The sequence below is a fragment of the Rhodovibrio salinarum DSM 9154 genome (assembly GCF_000515255.1).
Lineage (GTDB): Bacteria > Pseudomonadota > Alphaproteobacteria > Kiloniellales > Rhodovibrionaceae > Rhodovibrio > Rhodovibrio salinarum.
Genome location: NZ_KI911559.1, coordinates 1,279,268 through 1,298,206, shown reverse-complemented (window position 1 = coordinate 1,298,206; position 18,939 = coordinate 1,279,268). Strand labels below are relative to the sequence as shown.

At 65.9% G+C, this 18,939-nt stretch carries 17 protein-coding genes and 1 tRNA gene; 10 read left to right on the top strand and 8 right to left on the bottom strand.

All coding sequences use genetic code 11. The features are described 5' to 3' along the window. Window positions 1-5: 5 nt before the first annotated feature. Window positions 6-1,136: an ABC transporter permease gene (locus RHOSA_RS0106075; RefSeq protein WP_027287973.1), complete on the bottom strand. Its 1,131-nt coding sequence runs from the start codon at window positions 1,134-1,136 to the stop codon at window positions 6-8. A 173-nt stretch (window positions 1,137-1,309) separates the two neighbouring features. Beyond that, window positions 1,310-1,894: a GNAT family N-acetyltransferase gene (locus tag RHOSA_RS0106070; RefSeq protein ID WP_200372077.1), complete on the bottom strand. Its 585-nt coding sequence runs from the start codon at window positions 1,892-1,894 to the stop codon at window positions 1,310-1,312. Window positions 1,895-2,168: 274 nt separating this feature from the next. Between RHOSA_RS0106070 and RHOSA_RS0106065 the strand changes: the two genes are divergently transcribed. The 5 genes from RHOSA_RS0106065 (at window position 2,169) to RHOSA_RS0106045 (ending at window position 6,969) form a co-directional block, all read left to right on the top strand. After that, a complete protein-coding gene (locus RHOSA_RS0106065; RefSeq protein ID WP_437123663.1) occupies window positions 2,169-2,990 on the top strand; it encodes an ABC transporter ATP-binding protein in 822 nt (273 codons plus the stop codon). Further along, the gene (locus tag RHOSA_RS0106060; protein ID WP_200372078.1) at window positions 2,971-3,681 is read left to right on the top strand and encodes an ABC transporter ATP-binding protein; all 711 of its coding nucleotides are present in this window, start codon (window positions 2,971-2,973) and stop codon (window positions 3,679-3,681) included. The genes RHOSA_RS0106065 and RHOSA_RS0106060 overlap by 20 nt, the downstream gene beginning before the upstream one ends. A 7-nt stretch (window positions 3,682-3,688) precedes the next feature. Continuing rightward, window positions 3,689-4,747 (top strand): branched-chain amino acid ABC transporter permease, encoded by a 1,059-nt coding sequence (locus tag RHOSA_RS0106055; protein ID WP_051431863.1) that lies wholly within the window; start codon window positions 3,689-3,691, stop codon window positions 4,745-4,747. Between the two features lie 3 nt (window positions 4,748-4,750). Beyond that, window positions 4,751-5,974: a branched-chain amino acid ABC transporter permease gene (locus RHOSA_RS0106050; protein WP_051431862.1), complete on the top strand. Its 1,224-nt coding sequence runs from the start codon at window positions 4,751-4,753 to the stop codon at window positions 5,972-5,974. A gap of 200 nt (window positions 5,975-6,174) precedes the next feature. Continuing rightward, window positions 6,175-6,969, top strand: coding sequence for a ferredoxin--NADP reductase (locus RHOSA_RS0106045; RefSeq protein WP_051431861.1), 795 nt, complete (start codon window positions 6,175-6,177; stop codon window positions 6,967-6,969). A 12-nt stretch (window positions 6,970-6,981) separates the two neighbouring features. Here RHOSA_RS0106045 and RHOSA_RS0106040 read toward each other — a convergent pair whose 3' ends face one another. Beyond that, the gene (locus RHOSA_RS0106040) at window positions 6,982-7,749 is read right to left on the bottom strand and encodes an alpha/beta hydrolase (protein ID WP_027287966.1); all 768 of its coding nucleotides are present in this window, start codon (window positions 7,747-7,749) and stop codon (window positions 6,982-6,984) included. Between the two features lie 152 nt (window positions 7,750-7,901). Between RHOSA_RS0106040 and RHOSA_RS0106035 the strand changes: the two genes are divergently transcribed. After that, window positions 7,902-9,125, top strand: coding sequence for a glycosyltransferase family 4 protein (locus RHOSA_RS0106035; protein WP_215904991.1), 1,224 nt, complete (start codon window positions 7,902-7,904; stop codon window positions 9,123-9,125). Here the strand turns inward: RHOSA_RS0106035 and RHOSA_RS0106030 are convergent. Beyond that, window positions 9,122-9,808, bottom strand: a complete 687-nt coding sequence (locus RHOSA_RS0106030) for an MBL fold metallo-hydrolase (RefSeq protein WP_027287964.1) — start codon at window positions 9,806-9,808, stop codon at window positions 9,122-9,124. The two genes, RHOSA_RS0106035 and RHOSA_RS0106030, sit on opposite strands and share 4 nt — an antisense overlap. A 245-nt stretch (window positions 9,809-10,053) precedes the next feature. Between RHOSA_RS0106030 and RHOSA_RS0106025 the strand changes: the two genes are divergently transcribed. Continuing rightward, window positions 10,054-11,043 carry a TRAP transporter substrate-binding protein gene (locus RHOSA_RS0106025; RefSeq protein ID WP_027287963.1) on the top strand — a complete coding sequence of 330 codons (990 nt, stop codon included), beginning with the start codon at window positions 10,054-10,056 and terminating at the stop codon, window positions 11,041-11,043. Between the two features lie 118 nt (window positions 11,044-11,161). Here RHOSA_RS0106025 and cysQ read toward each other — a convergent pair whose 3' ends face one another. Next, on the bottom strand, window positions 11,162-11,968 hold the full coding sequence (gene cysQ, locus RHOSA_RS0106020; RefSeq protein WP_051431859.1) for a 3'(2'),5'-bisphosphate nucleotidase CysQ: 807 nt from the start codon (window positions 11,966-11,968) through the stop codon (window positions 11,162-11,164). A 31-nt stretch (window positions 11,969-11,999) separates the two neighbouring features. After that, the gene (locus RHOSA_RS0106015; protein ID WP_027287961.1) at window positions 12,000-14,345 is read right to left on the bottom strand and encodes a xanthine dehydrogenase family protein molybdopterin-binding subunit; all 2,346 of its coding nucleotides are present in this window, start codon (window positions 14,343-14,345) and stop codon (window positions 12,000-12,002) included. A gap of 172 nt (window positions 14,346-14,517) precedes the next feature. On the opposite strand from RHOSA_RS0106015, the gene RHOSA_RS20825 reads away from it, so the two are divergent. Together RHOSA_RS20825 and RHOSA_RS0106005 are read left to right on the top strand one after the other, a co-directional pair. Beyond that, a complete protein-coding gene (locus RHOSA_RS20825) occupies window positions 14,518-15,306 on the top strand; it encodes an SOS response-associated peptidase (RefSeq protein ID WP_081728524.1) in 789 nt (262 codons plus the stop codon). A 490-nt stretch (window positions 15,307-15,796) separates the two neighbouring features. Then, window positions 15,797-16,591 carry an SDR family NAD(P)-dependent oxidoreductase gene (locus RHOSA_RS0106005; RefSeq protein ID WP_027287960.1) on the top strand — a complete coding sequence of 265 codons (795 nt, stop codon included), beginning with the start codon at window positions 15,797-15,799 and terminating at the stop codon, window positions 16,589-16,591. A 157-nt stretch (window positions 16,592-16,748) separates the two neighbouring features. Here RHOSA_RS0106005 and RHOSA_RS0106000 read toward each other — a convergent pair whose 3' ends face one another. Further along, on the bottom strand, window positions 16,749-17,579 hold the full coding sequence (locus tag RHOSA_RS0106000; protein WP_027287959.1) for an SDR family oxidoreductase: 831 nt from the start codon (window positions 17,577-17,579) through the stop codon (window positions 16,749-16,751). Window positions 17,580-17,676: 97 nt separating this feature from the next. On the opposite strand from RHOSA_RS0106000, the gene RHOSA_RS0105995 reads away from it, so the two are divergent. Then, window positions 17,677-18,582, top strand: a complete 906-nt coding sequence (locus tag RHOSA_RS0105995) for a LysR family transcriptional regulator (RefSeq protein ID WP_037255794.1) — start codon at window positions 17,677-17,679, stop codon at window positions 18,580-18,582. Window positions 18,583-18,769: 187 nt separating this feature from the next. Here RHOSA_RS0105995 and RHOSA_RS0105990 read toward each other — a convergent pair. Continuing rightward, a tRNA-Val gene (locus tag RHOSA_RS0105990) sits at window positions 18,770-18,844 on the bottom strand. Window positions 18,845-18,939: the final 95 nt, after the last annotated feature.

The following is an 18,939-nucleotide window of genomic DNA, read 5'->3' as shown; positions in this document are numbered from 1 at the left end:
TCGGACTAGATCCCCACGATGTTGCAGATCACGGCGAACACGGCATCGACCACGATGATGTAGACGATGCCGGTGACCACGGCACTGGTCGCCGCGTTGCCCACGGCCGCGGCGCTGCGGCCGGCCTGCAGCCCGCGCATGCAACCGGCCGTGGCCACGATCAGGCCAAAGAACAGGCTCTTGGTCAGTCCGATCAGGAAGTGGTCGGCGGTCACCTTCGCCAGCGTCTCCGACACGTAGGCCGCACTGGTCAGGTCCAGCATGCCGACCCCGACGACCCAGCCGCCGAAGATGCCGACGAAATCGGCGTAGAGCACCAGCAGCGGCATCATCAACAGCATCGCCAGCAGGCGTGGCAGCACCAGGAAGTCCATCGGCGCGATACCGAGCGTCGACAGGGCGTCGATCTCCTCGTTGCCCTGCATCGTCCCGATATTGGCCGCGAACGACGCGCCGGTTCGACCGGCCAAGACGATCCCGGTCATGATCGGCGCCATCTCGCGAGTCATGGCGATGCCGACCAGATCGGCAACATAGATCTCCGCACCGAACCAGCGCAGCTGTACCGCCCCGACGAACGCCAGAATCAGCCCGACCAACAACGAGATGATCGAGACGATCGGCAGCGCTTCCGCGCCGGTTTGCTGGATCAGCAGGAAAAAGTCACTGCGTCGGAATGCCGACTTGCCGCGCAACAGGCGCATGAACGACAGCGTCGCTTCGCCAACGAAATTCAAAGTCTCGCCGGCCGCCTTGGCTTGTTGCACGCCGGCGTGGCCGAGCCGGGTGAGCAGCGGCTCGCGCGCCTTGGCCGACGGGCCATCGGTGTGCGCGGGGACCGCCTGGGACAGCGACAGCAACCGCCGGGCGCCGTCCGGCAGACCGCTCAGGTCGATTTCCACCTCCTGCTTGCGCCCGGCCTCGTGCAGGCGCAGTAGGAAGGTGATCAACGCACTGTCCCACGCCTCCAGGCCTGCATCCGCGATCTCCAGCCGGCGCACCTGCGCGCTTTCCAGAGCCTGCTCGGCCGTGCGGGCGTCGGGCAACCCGGCATCGACCCGCCAGGGTCCGCGCAACTCAAGGCGCAGGGTACCAGCATCCTGCCGCTCGATATCGTACTGAAACGCCTGCGTCATACCTCTCGGGCGACCCGGACCGTGGATGCCGGGCAGGTCTGAAAGCTCCCGGCGCTGTGCAGAAGCCTAAAGCATCGCATGGCACGTGGCGACATTCTGAGTCCTATGCACAGGGCCCATCAGCGGGGAAACACGGCCATAATCACAGCAACGGCAGCATTTCGGCTCCGTCCCTAGCGCACCTTGGCATAGATGAAACAATCTCGGGGTGCGGGGGAGACGTTGGGATGAAGGAACAGACGGCGCAGCAAGCCTTCGCGCGCCATCCCCGCCTTTTCCATGACCCGGGCGGAAGCCCGATTGTCGACATCGCAGAAGGCCTCCGCCCGGTGGATCGCCGGGTGTATCAGGGCATGCTCGACCAGCCAGGTCATCACTTCGCTGGCACATCCATGCCCCCACGCACGTGCGGCCAGAACGTAGCCGTAAGTCACCGTGGTCCCATCAACATGGGGGTGAAACATGCCGATCAGATCCGTGGGCTCGGAACGCGGAAAGACGACCAAGGGAAAGCCCTGTCCAACCTCCCATTCTGCCGCAACGGCCGCCAGAAATTCCTCCGTCTCACGGACCTGTGTATGCGGGCGCCAGCTAAGATACCGCGTCACCGCACGGTCGGTGGCATAGCTTGCGAAGATCGCAGGCGCATCGCCTGGCACAGCCCGGCGCAAGCGGTAGCGCGTGGTCTCGAACTCCTCGGGGAGGCGATAGGCTTGGGTCATACGCAAGGTGATGCCCTGGATCAGCCCGATCTGCAATGCTGCGTTTACCCGGATAGCCGGCCAGCACGCCCCGCTGCACCAAACAATTCGGCCCCGGTTTCGTTAACCGGGTATCGGCTGGCATAAATACAGCCATCCCACCCACGGGCGCCACGCCCAGACCAAGCACCAAAGCCCATCGAAAACGGGCAAAAAAACCAGGCAAACGACGCAACGCACGGGTGCGGGAGCGGCTTCACCGCAGGACAACGGCCGTTTCCTGGACAAAACCCCTGCCAGCCCGTGCGTGCTCGAACAGGGAGCGCACAAGGTGTCTGACACGTCAGCCCAAGGCGCGGGGACCGGAGCGGGCGAGGTTCTGCTGGACGTACAGGATCTGACCAAGAGCTTCGACGGTCTCCGCGCGGTCGACCACGCCAGCCTGCAGGTCAAACGCGGCACGATCACCGGCCTGATCGGGCCAAACGGGGCCGGCAAGACTTCGCTGTTCAACCTGATCACCGGCGCAATCACGCCGGACAGCGGCCGCGTCACCTTCCGCGGTCACGACATCACCGGCCTGCCCTCGCACCGGATCTTCGAGCACAAGCTGTGCCGGACCTTCCAGATCCCGCGCGAACACATGAGCATGACGGTACTGGAAAACCTCATGCTGGTGCCCGGCAATCAGATCGGGGAGCGATTCTGGAACGTCTGGTTCCGGCCCGGCGCCGTGCGCGCGGAGGAAGAGCGCATCCGCGCCAAGGCGGACGAGGTGCTGGAGTTCATCGACCTCGCCCACCTGCGCGGCGAACTGGCCGGTCGGCTGTCCGGCGGGCAGAAGAAGCTGCTCGAGCTGGGTCGCATCCTGATGGCCGAGCCCGAGCTGGTGCTGCTGGACGAGCCGGGCGCCGGCGTGAACCGGACGCTGATGCAGCGTCTGACCGACAACATCCAGTACCTGCAGCGCGAGCGCGGCATCACCTTCCTGTTGATCGAGCACGACATGGACCTGGTGATGAACGTCTGCGACCCGGTCATCGTCATGAGCGAGGGCACCAAGCTGATGCAAGGAGCCCCGGAAGAGGTGCGCAACGACCCGCGGGTCCTGGAAGCTTATTTGGGTGGTCAGTATGCCGCTGCTGAAGGTTGATCGGGTCACCTGCGGCTACGGCGACATGCAGGTGCTCACCGATGTCTCGATCGAAGTCCAGCGAGGCGAAGTCGTCTCGATCATCGGGCCCAACGGGGCCGGCAAATCGACCGTCATGAAGGCGGTGTTTGGCCTGCTGCATCCCTGGTCCGGGACGATCGAATTCGACGGTGTCGATATCTCGCGCCACGAGCCGTACCAGATCGTCGAAACGGGCATGTGCTACGTGCCGCAGGTCGCCAACGTGTTCACCGAACTGACGGTGGACGAGAACCTGGACATGGGGGCGTTCGTGCGCGCCGACAGCGAGGTCGGGCAGCGCAAGGAACAGATCTTCGAGTTGTTCCCGCGGCTCTACGAGCGCCGCCGTCAGAAGGCCGGGAAGATGTCCGGCGGCGAGCGGCAGATGGTCGCGATGGGCAGTGCGCTGATGCTCGACCCCAAGCTGATCCTGCTCGACGAGCCGTCCGCCGGGCTCGCGCCCAAGATGGTCGACCACATCTTCGAGCGGATCGTGCACATCAATCAGACGTTCAACATCGCGGTGATGATGGTCGAGCAGAACGCCAAACAGTCGCTGCAGATGGCCCACCGCGGCTACGTCATGGCGAGCGGCGAGAATCGCGTCGAGGGCACGGGCGAGGAACTGCTGAACGACCCCGACGTCGCCCGCCTGTACCTGGGAGGCTAGAACCCCGATGACCCAAGCGAGCGAAGGCGCCCGGGCCACGCTCGGCCCGCGCCCGGGCGAACGGCTAAAAGCCGCGCTGCAAACGCGCACCGCGCTGGCGGCGGTAATCGCGATCTTCTTCGTCGCCCTAATCCTGGGCGGGCTGGCCCAGGACGCCGAACCGGCACGCATTTTGTCCCTGTTCGTCTGGGGGATCATGCTGGGCGGCGTGATCGGCCTGGGCGGCATCGGGCTGACGCTGGTCTACGGCGTGCTGAAGTTCCCCAACTTCTCGCACGGCGCCTTGACCACATTGGGCGCCTACATCGCCTTCTCCACCGTCGCCTACCTGCCGAAGAGCGAGCCGATCGGCCCGTTCTCCTTCGGCTGGGAGCTGGTGGCGGGCCTGGCGATCGCCATGCCGCTGGTCGGCCTGGTCGCGATCGGCGTCGACCGGGTGATGTACCGCCGGCTGCGCCGCCAGGGCAGTTCGCTGGTGCTGTTCGCCATGGCCTCGCTCGCCATGGCGTTCTTCCTGCGCTCGGTGATTTACCTGATCTGGGGCTCGGACTTCCGGTTCTATTACGAGGGTCGGGCGAACCCCGCGCTCGACCTGCCGCTCGGGCTCAGGGTGCAGGCGGACCAGATCTTCATCCTGGTGCTCGCCTTCGTGCTGGTGACGCTGGTCTACCTGCTCCTGGAGAAGACCAAGATGGGCAAGGCGATGCGCGCCACCGCCAACAACCCCGAGCTGGCGCAGGTCCGCGGGATCAACACCGAAAAGGTGATCGCCTACACCTGGATGCTCTCGGGCGCGCTCGCCTCGGCCGGCGGCGTGATGTACGGCCTCGCCTCGCAGTTGCGCCCGGAGATGGGCTTCTGGTTGCTGCTGCCGATGTTCGCGGCCGTGATCATGGGCTCGATCGGCAATCCGCGCGGCGCCCTCGCCGGCGCGGTCATCATCGGCGTGGCGCAGCAGGTCTCCAGCGCGGCGATCAACCCGGCCTACGGGCCCGGCGTCGCCTTCTTCCTGCTGGTGCTGACGCTGCTGATCCGCCCGCAAGGCCTGTTCGGCGAGAGGAGCTAAACCATGGACGCCGCAACGCTTGCCAAAGGCATCTTCGTCGCCGTCCCCCTGGTCCTGCTGGGGCTCAAACTGATCCCGCTGCGCGGCGTGCTGCGCCTGCCCGCGGCGCTCGTCGCGGGCGTCGCCGCCGGCATCGCGGTGGTCGCGCTGATGCCGACCGGCGGGCTCAGCTACCTGGTCAGCTTCACCATCATGGCCAGCATCTACGCCATCCTGGCTTTGGGGCTGAACACGCAGTGGGGCTTCAACGGCCACCTTAACTTCGGCATCGCGGGCTTCTTCGCGATCGGGGCGTTCACCACGGCGCTGTTCACCACCGCCGAGCCGACCGGCGTGATGGCGAACTACACCCAGCAGGCCTTCGGGCTGGAAGCGCCGTTCCTGATCGGCGTGCTGGCCGGCGGCGTGGTGTCGGGCATCGTGGCGTTCCTGATCGCGATCCCGGTGCTGCGCCTGCGCATGGACTTCCTGGCAATTTCCACCATCGGGATCGCGGAGATCATCCGCCTGATCTTCCAGAACGAACGCTGGCTCGCCAACGGCCCGCAGCCGCTGCGCGGCATCCCCCGGCCGCTGGACTGCCTGGTGCAGGAACCGTCCTGCGCCCCCGGCTGGCTTGGCTGGCTGTTCGGGCCGCTGGAGCCGCGCGACTACACCTTCTTCTACCTGGTGCTGATCACGCTGTGCTTGGCGGCGATCTACATCCTGCTGGAGACCGCCCTGCGCTCGCCCTGGGGGCGTACGCTGCGGGCCGTGCGCGACGAAGAGGCGTCCGCGGCGATGAACGGCAAGAACCTGACCGCCTTGCGCATCCAGTCGTTCGTCGTCGGTGCGGTGGTAATGGGCCTGGGCGGGGCCCTCTACGCCCACTACACCGTCACGATCGACTACAGCCACTTCAAGCCGCTGTTCTCCACCTTCATCATTTGGGTGATGCTGATGCTGGGCGGCAGCGGCAACAACAAGGGCGCGATCCTGGGCGCCTTCATCATTTGGGGGGTCTGGTCGGGCACCTCTTTCCTGACCGGACTGCTGGAACCGACGCTTGCGGCGATTCATCCCACCCTGCCCGACCGCAGCAGCTACCTGCGGTGGATGCTGGTCGCCATTCTGCTCGCGGGAATCGTGCTATTCCGTCCGCAGGGTCTGATCCCGGAAGACAAGGTGGTCAGCCGTTTTCTGGGAAAAATCAGCAACCCGAAAAGAAAACAACATTCTCAGGTGTAGATACTGTTATTTCACGCTGGACTTGACGGGGATATCGCGGCGCGGCATAGCTGGGCCGCACGGATTGCCTTGGTTCGTGCCGTGGTCCCCGGCTACCTTTAGCGGGTGAGGCCGTGGCCGGGGCGACGTGCGTGACGCTCTGCGCACGGCGTCGAACGGGGCACACAGGCCGCCTCTGGCGGAAGGGAGAATGGACGAGCATGAGCACCGCACGCGACAAGATCCGCGAGAAGCTGTTTGCGGTCGAGGTGACCGACGTACAGCACTACACCGACCGGCTGTTCACGCTGCGCACCACGCGTCCGGGAACCTTCCGCTTTGAGGCCGGCGAATTTACGATGATCGGCCTGGACACCGGGCAGGAGATCATCCAGCGCGCCTATTCGATGACCAACGCCAGCTACGACGAGGAACTTAGCTTCCTGTCGATCAAGGTGCAGGACGGCGCGTTCACCTCCCGGCTGCAGTACATCGAGGTCGGTCAGGAGATGCTGGTCGGCAAGAAGCCGACGGGCACGCTCACGCTCGACGCCGTGGCCCCAGGGCGCAATCTCTACCTCTTCTCCACCGGCACCGGCATCGCGCCGTTCATGAGCCTGATCCAGGAGCCGGAGATCTATAACCGCTACGAGCGGATCATCCTCAACCACACCTGCCGTCTGCAAGCGGAGCTGGTGTTCGATCACTACCTGCGCGAGGGCATCCACGAGCACCCGCTGATCGGCGAGGAAGCCGCCCAGCAGCTGCTCTACTACCCGACCGTGACGCGCGAGGACTATTACCGCACCGGCCGGATCACGACGCACATGGACGACGGCAGCCTGTGGGGCGAGCTCGGCCTGGACGCGATGGATCCGGAGAAAGACCGGGCCATGGTCTGCGGCGGTCCGGAGATGCTGGACGCGCTGGTCAACGAGTTGACGTCCCGCGGCTTCGACGCTGGCGACCGTGGCGAGGCCGGCGGCTACGCCATCGAGAAGGCGTTCGTCGGCTAGCGATCCGCGAGCTTAGCCCAGATCGCGGAACAGCCGGTCCAGCGTATCCCGCAGGCGCTGTAAATCGCGGTCCGTGGACATCCGGTGGTCCGCGTCCTTGACCAGCGTCGCCTCGACGTCGTCGCTGGTCAGACGGTTCTGCAATTTGAGCGCCCAATCCGCGGGAACCTCGTCGTCGGCGGTCCCCTGCAGCAGACGCACCGGACAGGTGATCGCGATCGGCCCGTCCAGCAGCTTATGCCGCCGGCCCTCACCGATCAGCTGATGGGTGATCGGCACGGGGTCGCCGTAGTCGGAGGGCATGTTCCATACCCCCTTGTCCTCGATCTCCTGCTTCTGCTGCGTGGTCAGACGCGACCACAGCAGCTCGTCGGTGAAATCCGGCGCGGCAGCGATGCCGACCAGCCCGGCGATCCTTTCCGGCCGCGCCAGCGCCGCCAGCAGCATGATCCAGCCGCCCATCGACGAGCCGACCAGCACCTGCGGTCCATCGGTCAGCTGGTCGAGCGCGCTCAGCGCATCGTCGCGCCATTGCCCGATCGTGCCGTCGGCGAATCGACCGGACGATTGCCCGTGCCCCTGGTAGTCGAACCGCAGAAACGCGCGGCCACGCGCCTGCGCGTAGGCTTCCAGCGCCAACGCCTTGGACCCGTCCATATCCGAGGCGAAGCCGCCAAGGAACATCAGTCCCGGGGTCTCGCCGGGCGTGTGATGGTAGGCGATGCGGGCGCCGTCGGCGCGGTTCAGGTATTGCGGCGCGGAGCCGTCGGTATCGCTCATGCGTCTCCTCTCCCGGCAAGCGCGGGTAGACTGGCTTGGTGGCGCCAGAAAGCGTTTCGACATGTACGCCGGATGGGCTATCACGGCGCACGTGACCCCGGCCCTTCACCACGACCGCCGGGGCCGCGCGAATAAGGAGCCGACCCGACGCCGTGACGCAGCCTAGCAATCCCCCGATGGACGCGGAAGATGCCAACGCGCACAGACCGCCGACCGTCCTACAGGTACTGCCAGCGCTCGAAACCGGCGGTGTCGAGCAGGGTACGGTCGACGTCGCCGTCGCAACGGCTCAAGCCGGCTGGCGCGCCCTGGTGGCAAGCGCCGGCGGGCTCAAGACCTATGCCATCGAACGCGGCGGCGGCAGGCACATCGCCCTGCCGCTGGACACCAAGAACCCGCTCAAGATCTTGCGTAACGCCGCCCGGCTGGAAGAGGTCATCCGGCGCGAGCAGGTCGACATCGTGCATGCCCGCTCGCGCGCACCGGCCTGGAGCGCGTATATCGCCGCCAAGCGTACGGGCGTCCGCTTCCTGACGACCTTTCACGGCACGTACAACTTCAAGGGCTGGCTCAAGCGCCGCTATAACGCGGTGATGGCGAAGGGCGAGCGGGTGATCGCGATCAGCCACTTCATCGCCGAGCATGTGAAGCGCCATTACGCCGTGCCCGACTCACGTATCCGCGTCGTTCCGCGCGGCATCGATCTGCGCCACTTCGCCGCCGAGGGCGTGGCCGCGGAACGCATGATCCGTCTGGCGCACGACTGGCAGCTGCCGGACGGCGTGCCGGTGGTGATGCTGCCAGGCCGCCTGACCCGCTGGAAGGGGCAGCTGGTGCTGATCGACGCCCTGGCACGGATCACCGACCGCGACTTCATCTGCCTGCTGGTCGGCTCCGACCAGGGGCGCACCGGCTACCGCGACGCCCTGACCCAGCGGGTGCGCGAACGTGGCCTGGAGTCCCGCGTGTTCATCCGAGACGACTGTACGGACATGCCGGCCTGCTACATGCTGGCCGATGTCGTCGTATCCGCCTCCACCGATCCCGAAGCGTTCGGCCGGATCGCCGCGGAGGCCCAGGCGATGGGCCGCCCGCTGGTCGCCAGCGCCCACGGCGGCGTACCGGAACAGGTCATCGACGGCGAGACCGCCTTCCTGGTGCCGCCGGGCGACGACGCGGCCCTGGCCGAAGGCGTGGCCCGCGCCCTCGCGCTCGACGCCGAGCAGCGCGCGGCCATGGCGGCGGCCGCACGCGAGCAGGCCCAGCAGTTCTCCAAGACCCGGATGTGCGCCGACACGCTGGCGGTCTACGAGGAACTGCTTGGCTGGCGCGACGCGCCTCTCACCCCCGAAGACAGCCTGCACACGGCCGGCTAGCGAATCAGCAGCGGCACCTCTGCGGCGTCCCAGGTCCACCCCTCGGCGGTGCGCCGCATCTCCGGAAAGTGGCCGGGCACGAGGCGATCCGGCGCTAGGTCGAGCAGCCGGGCGATCGACGCGCTGCCCCGTGCCGCCGGGTCGAACGCAAGATCGCAGCACCGTTCCAGCGCCTCCTTCGCCGTCTTGATCGCGTCGCTTGCCAGCACGACCCGCCCCTGCGGCGTATCGTCGAGCACAAGCGCGATCAGACCGGGCGTATGCCCCGGAGACGCCAACCAGCGCACGCCGGGCACGATCTCCCCCTCAGCTTCCAGCAGGTGGGTCTCCATCGCCTCCAACTGGCCCAGCAGATGCCCAGGGACGTACAGATCGTCGGGGTGCGGGTCACGGGCGTACGCGCACTCGGCCGCGGAGACGTACACCTGGGCATGGGGGAAGAGTTCCAGGTTGTTGGCATGGTCGAAGTGCAGGTGCGACAGAATCACGGCGGCCACGTCTTCCGACTTCAGCCCATGGCGCGCCAGCCCGGTCAACAGCCGGCGTTTGGTCGCATGGTGACCGGTGTCGAACAGCACCGGGCCAGCTTGCGTGTGCAGCAACACCACGCTGGACAGCCCCAGAAAGCCATCGGCCAGCGCCAGGCTGTTGCCCTGAACCAGGATGTCATAGCGCACCTGCATGGCCATCTTACCCTCGAAAGCCGCGGGAAACTGGGGTGGCGACGCGGACGGGCAACTGCGTTAGGGTTGCCGCGACGCGCCGGGGCGGGCATCCCACGCTCGCGCAGGCACGTGCCAAAAGCAACGGGGCGCCGCCCGGGCCACGCCACGGCGGCCCGGGCCCCGAATGCACCAGCCTTGCCAAAAAAGCCTGACGACCTCACGCGCAGGCCGCACAACGCAATACAACAGGGAGGCGCGACACGATGAGTCGTATCCGCACTTTGAGCCTGGCGGCGGTGGCCGCCGCCGGTCTGTCGGTCGGTGCCCAGGGCGCCGCCGCCGCCGAGTGGAACATGCCCACGCCCTATCCGGCCGGGAACTTCCACACCCAGAACATCCAAGAGTTCGCCAACGACGTGGACGAGATGACGGATGGCGCGCTCACCATTACGGTCCACCCGGCCGGCGCGCTGTTCAAGCATCCGGAGATCAAGAATGCGGTGCGCAGCCGACAGGTCCAGGCCGGCGAGTTCCTGCTGAGCCGGCTGGCGAACGAGGACGCGGTCTTCCAGGTCGATTCGGTCCCCTTCCTGGCCACCGACTACACGCAGGCCCAACAGCTTTGGAACGCCTCCAAGCCGATCATCGCGGACAAGCTGGCCGAGCAGAACCTGAAGGTACTGTTTACCGTCCCGTGGCCGCCGCAGGGGCTTTATACCAAGAAGAAGATCGAGGACATGTCCGACCTGAAGGGCATCTCCTTCCGCGCCTACAACAGCGCGACCGAGCGCCTGGCGCAGCTGGCCGACATGGTGCCGACCCAGGTCGAGGTGCCGGACGTCGCGCAGGCCTTCGCCACCGGCCGGGTCGACGCGATGATGACCTCGCCCTCGACCGGCGTGAACACCAAGGCCTGGGATTTCACCAACCACTTCTACCACCTGCAAGCGTGGCTGCCGAAAAACATCGTGGTGGTGAACGCGCGGGTCTTCCAAAGCCTGGACGAAGAGACCCGCCAGGCCGTTCTCGACGCCGCCGACAAGGCGATGGACCGCGGCTGGGAGATGTCCAAGAAAGAGACGACCGCCCAGATGGACAAGCTTGAGGCGAACGGCATGGCCGTCCACCGCGAGCCGGCGGAGGCCCTAACCCAGGGCTTCCAGAAGATCGGTCAGACCATGGCCAAGGAATGGCAGGAAGAAGCCGGCGAAGACGGTGCCCAAATCCTGGACGCCTATCGCGAGACGAACTAGCGCAAGCGACCTGTTCTTTGGTCCCGTGCGGCCCCGCGCCTTTTCGGTGCGGGGCCGTTTTCTTGTCTATCCCGTGTGTGCCGGCCGCCTGTGTGCCGGAACCGCAAGCCGGACGCCGCTATCCTAGCCCGTAGGCGATAAAGGGCGGGTTTTCGTAATCGGGCTTGCCGTAGGTGAGCGGGTTGCCTGCCGCATCGGTCACCCGCCCGCCAGCGGCGGCGAGAACCGCATGGCCGGCGGCGGTGTCCCACTCCATCGTGCGGCCGAAACGCGGATACAGGTCGGCCTGACCGCTCGCGACCAGACAGAACTTGATCGAACTGCCGGCGTCGCGTTGTTCGGCGATCGTGTAGCCGCCCAGAAAACGCTTCATCTCCTCCGGATCGCCATGCCGGCGGCTGGCCACCACGGTGGCCCCGGCCGGCGGGATCTGCCGGCAGCCGATCGCCTTGCCCGAGGCATTCACCTCGGCGAAGGTCGCCTTGGCGGTGCCATCGTTCTGGATCGCCCCGGCCCAGGTCATGCCGAGCGCGGGCGCATGCACCACCCCGGCCACCGGCTGACCGTGTTCGATCAACGCGATGTTGATCGTGAACTCGCCGTTGCCGGAGATGAATTCCTTGGTGCCGTCGAGTGGATCGACCAGCCAGAAACGCGCGCCGGCCTCTGGCACGTCGCCCTGGTCGACCCCTTCTTCGGAGACGATCGGGATGTCCGGCACCTGCTCCTGCAAGGCCTCGCGGATCACGCGGTCAGCGGCCAAATCCGCCTGGGTCAGGGGACTGTCGTCGTCCTTCGACGTTACTTCCAGGCCGTCTTGCTTGTAGAACATCAGGGTCGCCTGGCCGGCGCGCTCGGCGATGCCGCGCAGCGCCACCAGAAGCTCGTCCAGCGTCTCCCCGCCGTTCCCGCTGTCCAGGGTCATCGTCGTCGCCTTCCCGATCTCTCGTACGCGGCTATTCCGCCGCGGCCTGGGGCGTGTTGGTTTGCAGCACCTGCCAGATCCGCTCCGTCGTCGCGGGCATATCGACGTGCAGGATGCCGTATGGCTCCAGCGCATCGACCAGGGCGTTGATCACCGCCGGTGGGGCGCCGATCGCCCCGGCCTCGCCCGCGCCCTTGATGCCGAATGGATTGGTTTTGCAGGGCACGCTGATGAATTCGATCTCGATGTCGGGCAGATCGTCCGCCCGCGGCATCGTGTAGTCCTGATAGGTCGCCGTGACAAGCTGACCGGAATCGGCCTCGTACACCGTCTGCTCCAAGAGCGCCTGACCGATTCCTTGGGCGATCCCGCCGTGGATCTGGCCCGAGACCAGCATCGGGTTCAGCACCATGCCGAAATCGTCGACCACGATATAGCGGGTGATCTCCAGCTCCGCGGTCTCGCGGTCGATCTCGACTTCGCAGACATGCACGCCGTTGGGGAAAGTCTCCGCCTCCGGCGCGTCGTAGTGCCCGGTTTCCTGCAACGGTCCCTTCAGGTCCGAAGGCAGATCGTCGCGCTCCTGGGCCGCGCGCGCCACCTCGGCCAGCGTGGTCTGCCGGTCGGTGCCGGCGATCGTGAAGGTGCCGGCCTCGAACTCCAGGTCGTCGGGCGAAACCTCCAGCGTATAGCCGGCGATCTTCTTCGCCCGCTCGATCACCTGATCCGCCGCTTGATCGGTGGCCCCACCGCCGACCAGGAGCGAGCGCGAGCCCATGGTCCCGCCACCGGTCTTGGCGATATCGGTATCGCCCTGGTGGAAACGAACCTGCTCGGGGTCCAGTCCCAGCTTGTCAGCCAGCAACTGGGCATAGGCGGTGTGGTGCCCCTGCCCGTTGGTCTGGGTGCCAACGATCAGGCTGGCGCCGCCGTCCGGATCGATCCGCAGTTGCGCATCCTCGCTGCCGACCGAGCCGCACGCCTCGACGTAGGTCGACAGCCCCAGGCCCAGCAACTTGCCGCGTCGTGCGGCCGCCTGCTTGCGCTCGGCCAGCTGCGCGTAAGCTGCCTTTTCCAGCGCCCGGTCCAGCAGCCGCGCGAACTCGCCACTGTCGTAGGTCGCGCCGGCGGGCGTGGTCCAGGGCATCTCCTCCGGCTGGATGAAGTTCTTCCGGCGCAGCTCGGCCGGGTCCAGGCCCAGCTCACGCGCGGCCGCGTCGACCGTACGCTCGACGAAGTAGGCCGCTTCCGGTCGGCCGGCACCACGGTAGGCGTCCACCGGCACGGTGTTGGTGAAGACGCACTTCACGTTCGCCGACATCGCCGGGATGCGGTACAGGCCGCACAGCATCTTGCCCATCGATTGCGTCGGCACGTAGGTCGCGGCGTTCGACAGATACCCGCCGACGTTGGCGAGCGTGGTCAGGCGGATCGCCGTCATCCGGTGCTCGGCGTCGAGCGCGAGTTCCATCGTCGCGGTGTGGTCGCGCCCCTGTGCGTCCGACTGGAAGGATTCGCGCCGTTCGCCAATCCACTTGACCGGCCGGCCCAGCGCCTGGGCAACGTGCAGCACCAGCACTTGCTCGCTGTACAAGAAGATTTTGGTGCCAAAGCCCCCGCCGACATCCGGAGTGACCACGCGCAAGCGTTCCGGGTCCACGTTCAGCACCTGTTCGGCGATCTGACTGCGCAGGCCGTGCGAACTCTGGGATGAGGTGTAGAGTTCGAAACGATCGGCTTTCGGATCGTAGTTGCCGATCGCCCCGCGCGGCTCCATCGAGTTCGCGACCACGCGGTTGTTCACCATCTCGACCCGGGTGACGTGCGCGGCCTGCTCGAACGCCTGCGCCACCGCGGCGTCGTCACCCAGGCCCCATTCCAGCGCGACGTTGTCGGGCGCGATCTCGTGCAAGGTGGGCGCGCCCGGCTGCACGGCGGCCTGCGCGTCGACCACGTGATCCAAGGTGTCGTAGTCAACGTCGACCAACTCGGCCGCATCCTTCGCCTGCTGCGCCGTCTCCGCCACCACCGCGGCAACCGGATCGCCAACGTGGCGCACCCGCCCGCGGGCCAGGACCGGATGGCCCGGCATGCGCGGCGGCTTGCCATCCACCCCGGGGATCGGCGCGATGCAGGGGATATCCTGGATGCCGGCGGCGTCCAGATCCGCGATCGTGAAGACGGCGTGCACGCCCTCGGCCGCACGCGCCTCGGCGGCGTCGATGCTCTTGATCTCGGCATGCGCGTGCGGACTGCGCACCAACGCCATGTAGAGCTGGCCATCCAGCTGGATGTCGTCGGTGTAGCGGCCCTGCCCGGTCAAAAGCCGGGCGTCCTCGACACGGCGAACGGCTTGGCCCACTCCGAACTGACCCATGATCGACGGCTCCATCTCTGGCGTGTGCGGGCTTGTGCGCTGAGGCAGGCCCTCGATAGGTGGGGCACACGGAAGCTGAAGCCAAGCCCATCGGTACACCAAACGCTGGCGCTGGCTGACCGGCGTGGGCGTGCTAGGGTGCGGCCGGCAAACCGAGCGAAAGGCAAGCGGGATGTGCGGCCGCTATTCGATCACCAGCCCGCCGGACACGATCCAGCGCATTTTCCAGGTGCCGGAGCTGCCCAACCTGCCGGCGCGCTACAACGTAGCGCCGACGCAGGACGTGCCGGTTGTGCGGGTGGGCGGCGACCAGGAAGGCCCGGAAGCCGACGGCGGCCGGCACCTGGTGCAGCTGCGCTGGGGGCTGGTGCCCTTCTGGGCCGACGATCCGTCGATCGGGGTCAAGATGATCAACGCCCGGGCGGACAGCGCGTCCGACAAGCCGGCGTTCCGCGCCGCCTTCCGCCGCCGGCGCTGCCTGGTGGTCGCCGACGGCTTCTACGAATGGCAGGCTGCGGCGGAAAAGGGCCAGCGCAAGCAGCCCTACCGGATCGAGTTCCAGGACCGCCGCCCGTTCGGCTTCGCCGGCCTGTGGGAGCGCTGGACCGATCCACAGACTCAGAGCGTGCTCGAAACCTGCACGATCCTGACCACCGAAGCGAACGATGCGCTCAAGCCCATCCATCCGCGCATGCCGGTGATCCTCGCACCGGAAGCGTTCGACGCCTGGCTGGCCCCGGAGAGCAATCTGGAGACCGCGAAGACGCTGCTGCGCTCCGACCCCGGTGAGGACCTGACCGCCTATCCGATCTCCACCCGGGTCAACGCGGTCAAAAACGACGATCCCGCGCTCCTGGAACCGCTGGAGACCGACGACCGCCTATCTCGGAACGCGGCTCGCGGCGACCATGGATCGGGCGACAAGCAGAGCGGCGACAGCGATCAGCCGAGCCTGTTCTAGAGGCGTTTTTTGGAAGTCTTCCCCCGACATAAAACGCCCCGTCCCCAGCAATGGCGGGGACGGGGCGTGCCGGCAGCCTAGGTCGGGGGGATAGACTGCCGGCCGGCAATCGGAAGGCGGGTCGGGGGGGAACCGCTTCCAGACCTCAACTATCCACCAGCTGAGATGACGCGGCAAAGGCGCCATATAGGTAAGCCGTCCGCGTGAATGGCGACGCGAAAGTCGTACCTGCGGACCAGGACGATCGCGCTTAGCCGCAACCAGCCGCACGCCCGGACAGCAGGCTGCCGCGCCCAATATTTCCATGAAGATGCGCCGATACCTCAAAAGCCCATGAACCCCAGGCACATGAAAAGGGTTCATTTTCCGCCTCTTTTGCCAGCCGAAAACGCCGATTATCTGGGAATCAGGGGAGTCCCAGACAGAACACGCAAAACACGAGATAGATCACCTGAATAGGCCGCGCGGCAAAGCGGCAAAGGAGAACAGCATGCAAATCGACCTAACAGGCAAGAAAGCCATCGTCACCGGATCGACCAAGGGGATCGGTCTGGCGGCAGCCAAGGGGCTGGCCACAAGCGGCGCTTCGGTCGTCGTTAACGGCCGCAAGCAGGCCGACGTAGACGCAGCCGTGGCCGAGGTGCAAGCAGCTGCTACCGGGAACGCGGAGGTCACCGGCTTCGCCGGCGATCTCGGCAGTGCCGAAGGCTGCGCGGCGCTGGTCGCGGCCCACCCAACTTGCGACATCCTGGTCAACAATGTCGGCATTTTCGGCCCGCAGGACTTCTTCGAGACGCCCGACGAGGTCTGGATGAAGTACTACGAGGTCAACGTCATGTCCGGCGTGCGCCTGTCGCGGAGCTACCTGCCGGGGATGCAGGCGAACGGATGGGGCCGGGTCGTGTTCCTGTCCTCGGAATCGGCGTTCAACATCCCGGCGGACATGGTGCACTACGGTATGACCAAGACCGCCTGCACCGCGATCGCGCGCGGACTGGCCAAGCGCATGGCGGGCACGGGCGTCACCGTGAATTCCGTGCTTCCGGGCCCGACGCTTTCGGACGGCGTCACGGCGATGCTGGCCGACCAGGTCGAGGAAACCGGCAAGTCGATCGAGGAGGTGGGCCGCGATTTCGTCATGGCCCAACGCCCGACCTCGATCATCCAGCGCCCGGCCGATGTCGATGAAGTCGCCAACATGATCGTCTATGCCTGCTCGCCACAGGCCTCGGCCACCAGCGGCGCGGCCCTGCGGGTCGAGGGCGGCATCGTCGACAGTCTGTAGGCACTAAGATCCAGGAATACGGACGGGACGCGCGGATGCGGTTATCAGCCATCCGCGCGTCATGCCGTCCTCCACCTCCGCAGTCGTCACCTCGGTGCCGTTACACCGATTATGTGACGCAGTGGCCAGAAGCACATTGGAGATGCCGCGCGGGAGGTTATTCGTCCCTGTCAGCGGAAAGGGCAATACCGCGCTGCGCCTGCAGGGAGGCGAGACGATTGCCCAGGGCCTTCGACATGGACTCGTAGGCGGTGCTGCCGAGAGTGAGACGTAGGGCTGGCGTCTCACTGTCAGCGGCCGCGATGATGGCATCGACCGTCCGTGTCGCATCGCCCCTGATGTCGAAGCTGCCGTTGTCGACGGCGCGCCGCACCTCTCCGGCGGGCGTATCATCGTACACCGCCATCGCGGCTGGACGCACCAGGCTGGCCCCGAAGTTGGTCGCCGTCGGACCTGGTTCGGCAATGATGAAGTCGATCCCAAAGGGGGCAACTTCCTGAGCCACGGATTCGACAAAGCCCTCAATGCCCCATTTGGTAGCGTGGTACAGGCTGAAATTGGGATAGGCCATCTGTCCGCCTTCCGATGAAACCTGAACCACACGCCCACCGCCCTGGCGTCGCAGATGGGGCAGCGCGGCACGGATAAGCTGTATCGACCCGGTCAGGTTGGCGGCGATCTGATGCTCGATCTGTTCGTCGGTGAGTTCTTCCGCCGCGCCGAACAGCCCATAGGCAGCATTGCTGACGACGACATCGATCCGGCCCGCTTGGGCGAACGCATCGTCCATTACGCTTCGGGTACGCGCGAAATCGGTAACATCCAACTTCAGAACAGTGAGAGTCCCGTCGTACTGCTGCTCGAGATCAGCCAGGGCCTCCTCACGCCGCACGGTCGCCACGACACGATCTCCTCGCGCCAGCAACCGGCACGCCATCTCTCGTCCCAGGCCTGAGGATGCACCGGTAATCAACCACGTCTTGCTCATATGGCACTCCTTTCATGAGAACGATCATGATTTAGGGCGACATAATTCGTGCAATAAGGTCGCTATTATTGCATGAATAGGTGAAAGGAATTCACCAATGACAAGGCCATCCCTGGCAGACCTGGAAGCCTTCGCGGTCGTGGCGGCCGAGCGCAATTTCCGGCGCGCTGCGGACTTGCTCGGGGTTTCGCGCTCCGCGCTCAGTCATCGCATTAGGAAACTGGAAGAGCAGATGGGGGTACGACTGCTTAATCGGACCACCCGCAGTGTTTCGCCGACTGATGCCGGAGCGCGACTGCTCAATCGAGTTGGCCCGGTTATCAGAAATCTGGACTCGGCGCTCGACACGCTCGCGGATGATCGCGGGGCGCCCAGTGGCATGCTTCGCATCAATGCGGACAAGGGCGCGGCCCAGCTGCTGCTGCGCCAAGCCATACCGGCATATCTAGAGAAATATCCGGACGTCGAACTCGATTTGGTCAGCGAAGGACGCCTTGTCGACATCGTGGCGCAAGGGTTCGATGCGGGCATCCGGCTCGCCGAAGCCGTGCCTCAGGACATGATCGCGGTGCGGATCAGCGACGACCTCCGTTTCCTCGCCGTCGCATCCCCGGACTATATAAGCCGTTTCGGCAAACCGTTGGTCCCCGATGACCTGCTTCAGCATCGCTGCATCCGTCAACGCCTGCCGAGCGGCAAGCGCTATCGATGGGACTTCGAGAAGCATGGGCAGGAAATCGCTGTCGATCCGCCAGGCCCCCTGACACTCAATGACAATGGCCTGATGATCGACGCGGCAGCACGCGGTTTGGGCATAGCCTATGTGCCTGAAACCGCCGCGGGCGATCTCCTGGCCACGAACCGCCTGGTAGCCGTGCTTGAAGACTGGTGCCCACCATTCTCGGGCTTAATGCTGTACTACCCCGGCCACCGTCACGTGCCGGCTGCGCTGCGCGCCCTGATCGACGTGCTCAAGGAACGACGCTCAGGGCGTCGGTCGTAAAGCGCCGCCGATCAACGCGTCAGAGGTACCGAACGTGGCGTTCAACCTCGCAACAGGGATCAACTCCACGCGCCGTCGCGGCGAACCGATATCGACCGAAACCGTCGTCGATCCTGCAGGAGAACAGCATGTCAGCAGACCGTTGCACACCCGGCCTGCCGTATCTTTGGATTGTGCAAACTTCGAATGGTGGGCGCGCCTGGGATTGAACCAGGGACCTCCTCGGTGTGAACGAGGCGCTCTCCCGCTGAGCTACGCGCCCATGACCGCGAAAAATCGCCGTCTGTCAGCGGTTTGCAGCTACGCAACATAGTCACCGCAGTGCGCGGGTCAAGCCAAAATCTGAGGCCAACGGGG

Bases quoted from the DNA above. Each gene is read 5' to 3' on its own strand.
- cysQ (WP_051431859.1), bottom strand. From the start codon at position 11,968: ATGACCCTGGACAGCGGGAACGGCGGGGAGACGCTGGACGAGCTTCTG.
- RHOSA_RS0106030 (WP_027287964.1), bottom strand. From the start codon at position 9,808: ATGCAGGTGCGCTATGACATCCTGGTTCAGGGCAACAGCCTGGCGCTG.
- RHOSA_RS0106000 (WP_027287959.1), bottom strand. From the start codon at position 17,579: ATGAGCAAGACGTGGTTGATTACCGGTGCATCCTCAGGCCTGGGACGA.
- RHOSA_RS20825 (WP_081728524.1), top strand. From the start codon at position 14,518: ATGTGCGGCCGCTATTCGATCACCAGCCCGCCGGACACGATCCAGCGC.
- RHOSA_RS0106055 (WP_051431863.1), top strand. From the start codon at position 3,689: ATGACCCAAGCGAGCGAAGGCGCCCGGGCCACGCTCGGCCCGCGCCCG.
- RHOSA_RS0106075 (WP_027287973.1), bottom strand. From the start codon at position 1,136: ATGACGCAGGCGTTTCAGTACGATATCGAGCGGCAGGATGCTGGTACC.
- RHOSA_RS0105995 (WP_037255794.1), top strand. From the start codon at position 17,677: ATGACAAGGCCATCCCTGGCAGACCTGGAAGCCTTCGCGGTCGTGGCG.
- RHOSA_RS0106015 (WP_027287961.1), bottom strand. From the start codon at position 14,345: ATGGGTCAGTTCGGAGTGGGCCAAGCCGTTCGCCGTGTCGAGGACGCC.
- RHOSA_RS0106045 (WP_051431861.1), top strand. From the start codon at position 6,175: ATGAGCACCGCACGCGACAAGATCCGCGAGAAGCTGTTTGCGGTCGAG.
- RHOSA_RS0106050 (WP_051431862.1), top strand. From the start codon at position 4,751: ATGGACGCCGCAACGCTTGCCAAAGGCATCTTCGTCGCCGTCCCCCTG.
- RHOSA_RS0106040 (WP_027287966.1), bottom strand. From the start codon at position 7,749: ATGAGCGATACCGACGGCTCCGCGCCGCAATACCTGAACCGCGCCGAC.
- RHOSA_RS0106005 (WP_027287960.1), top strand. From the start codon at position 15,797: ATGCAAATCGACCTAACAGGCAAGAAAGCCATCGTCACCGGATCGACC.
- RHOSA_RS0106025 (WP_027287963.1), top strand. From the start codon at position 10,054: ATGAGTCGTATCCGCACTTTGAGCCTGGCGGCGGTGGCCGCCGCCGGT.
- RHOSA_RS0106060 (WP_200372078.1), top strand. From the start codon at position 2,971: ATGCCGCTGCTGAAGGTTGATCGGGTCACCTGCGGCTACGGCGACATG.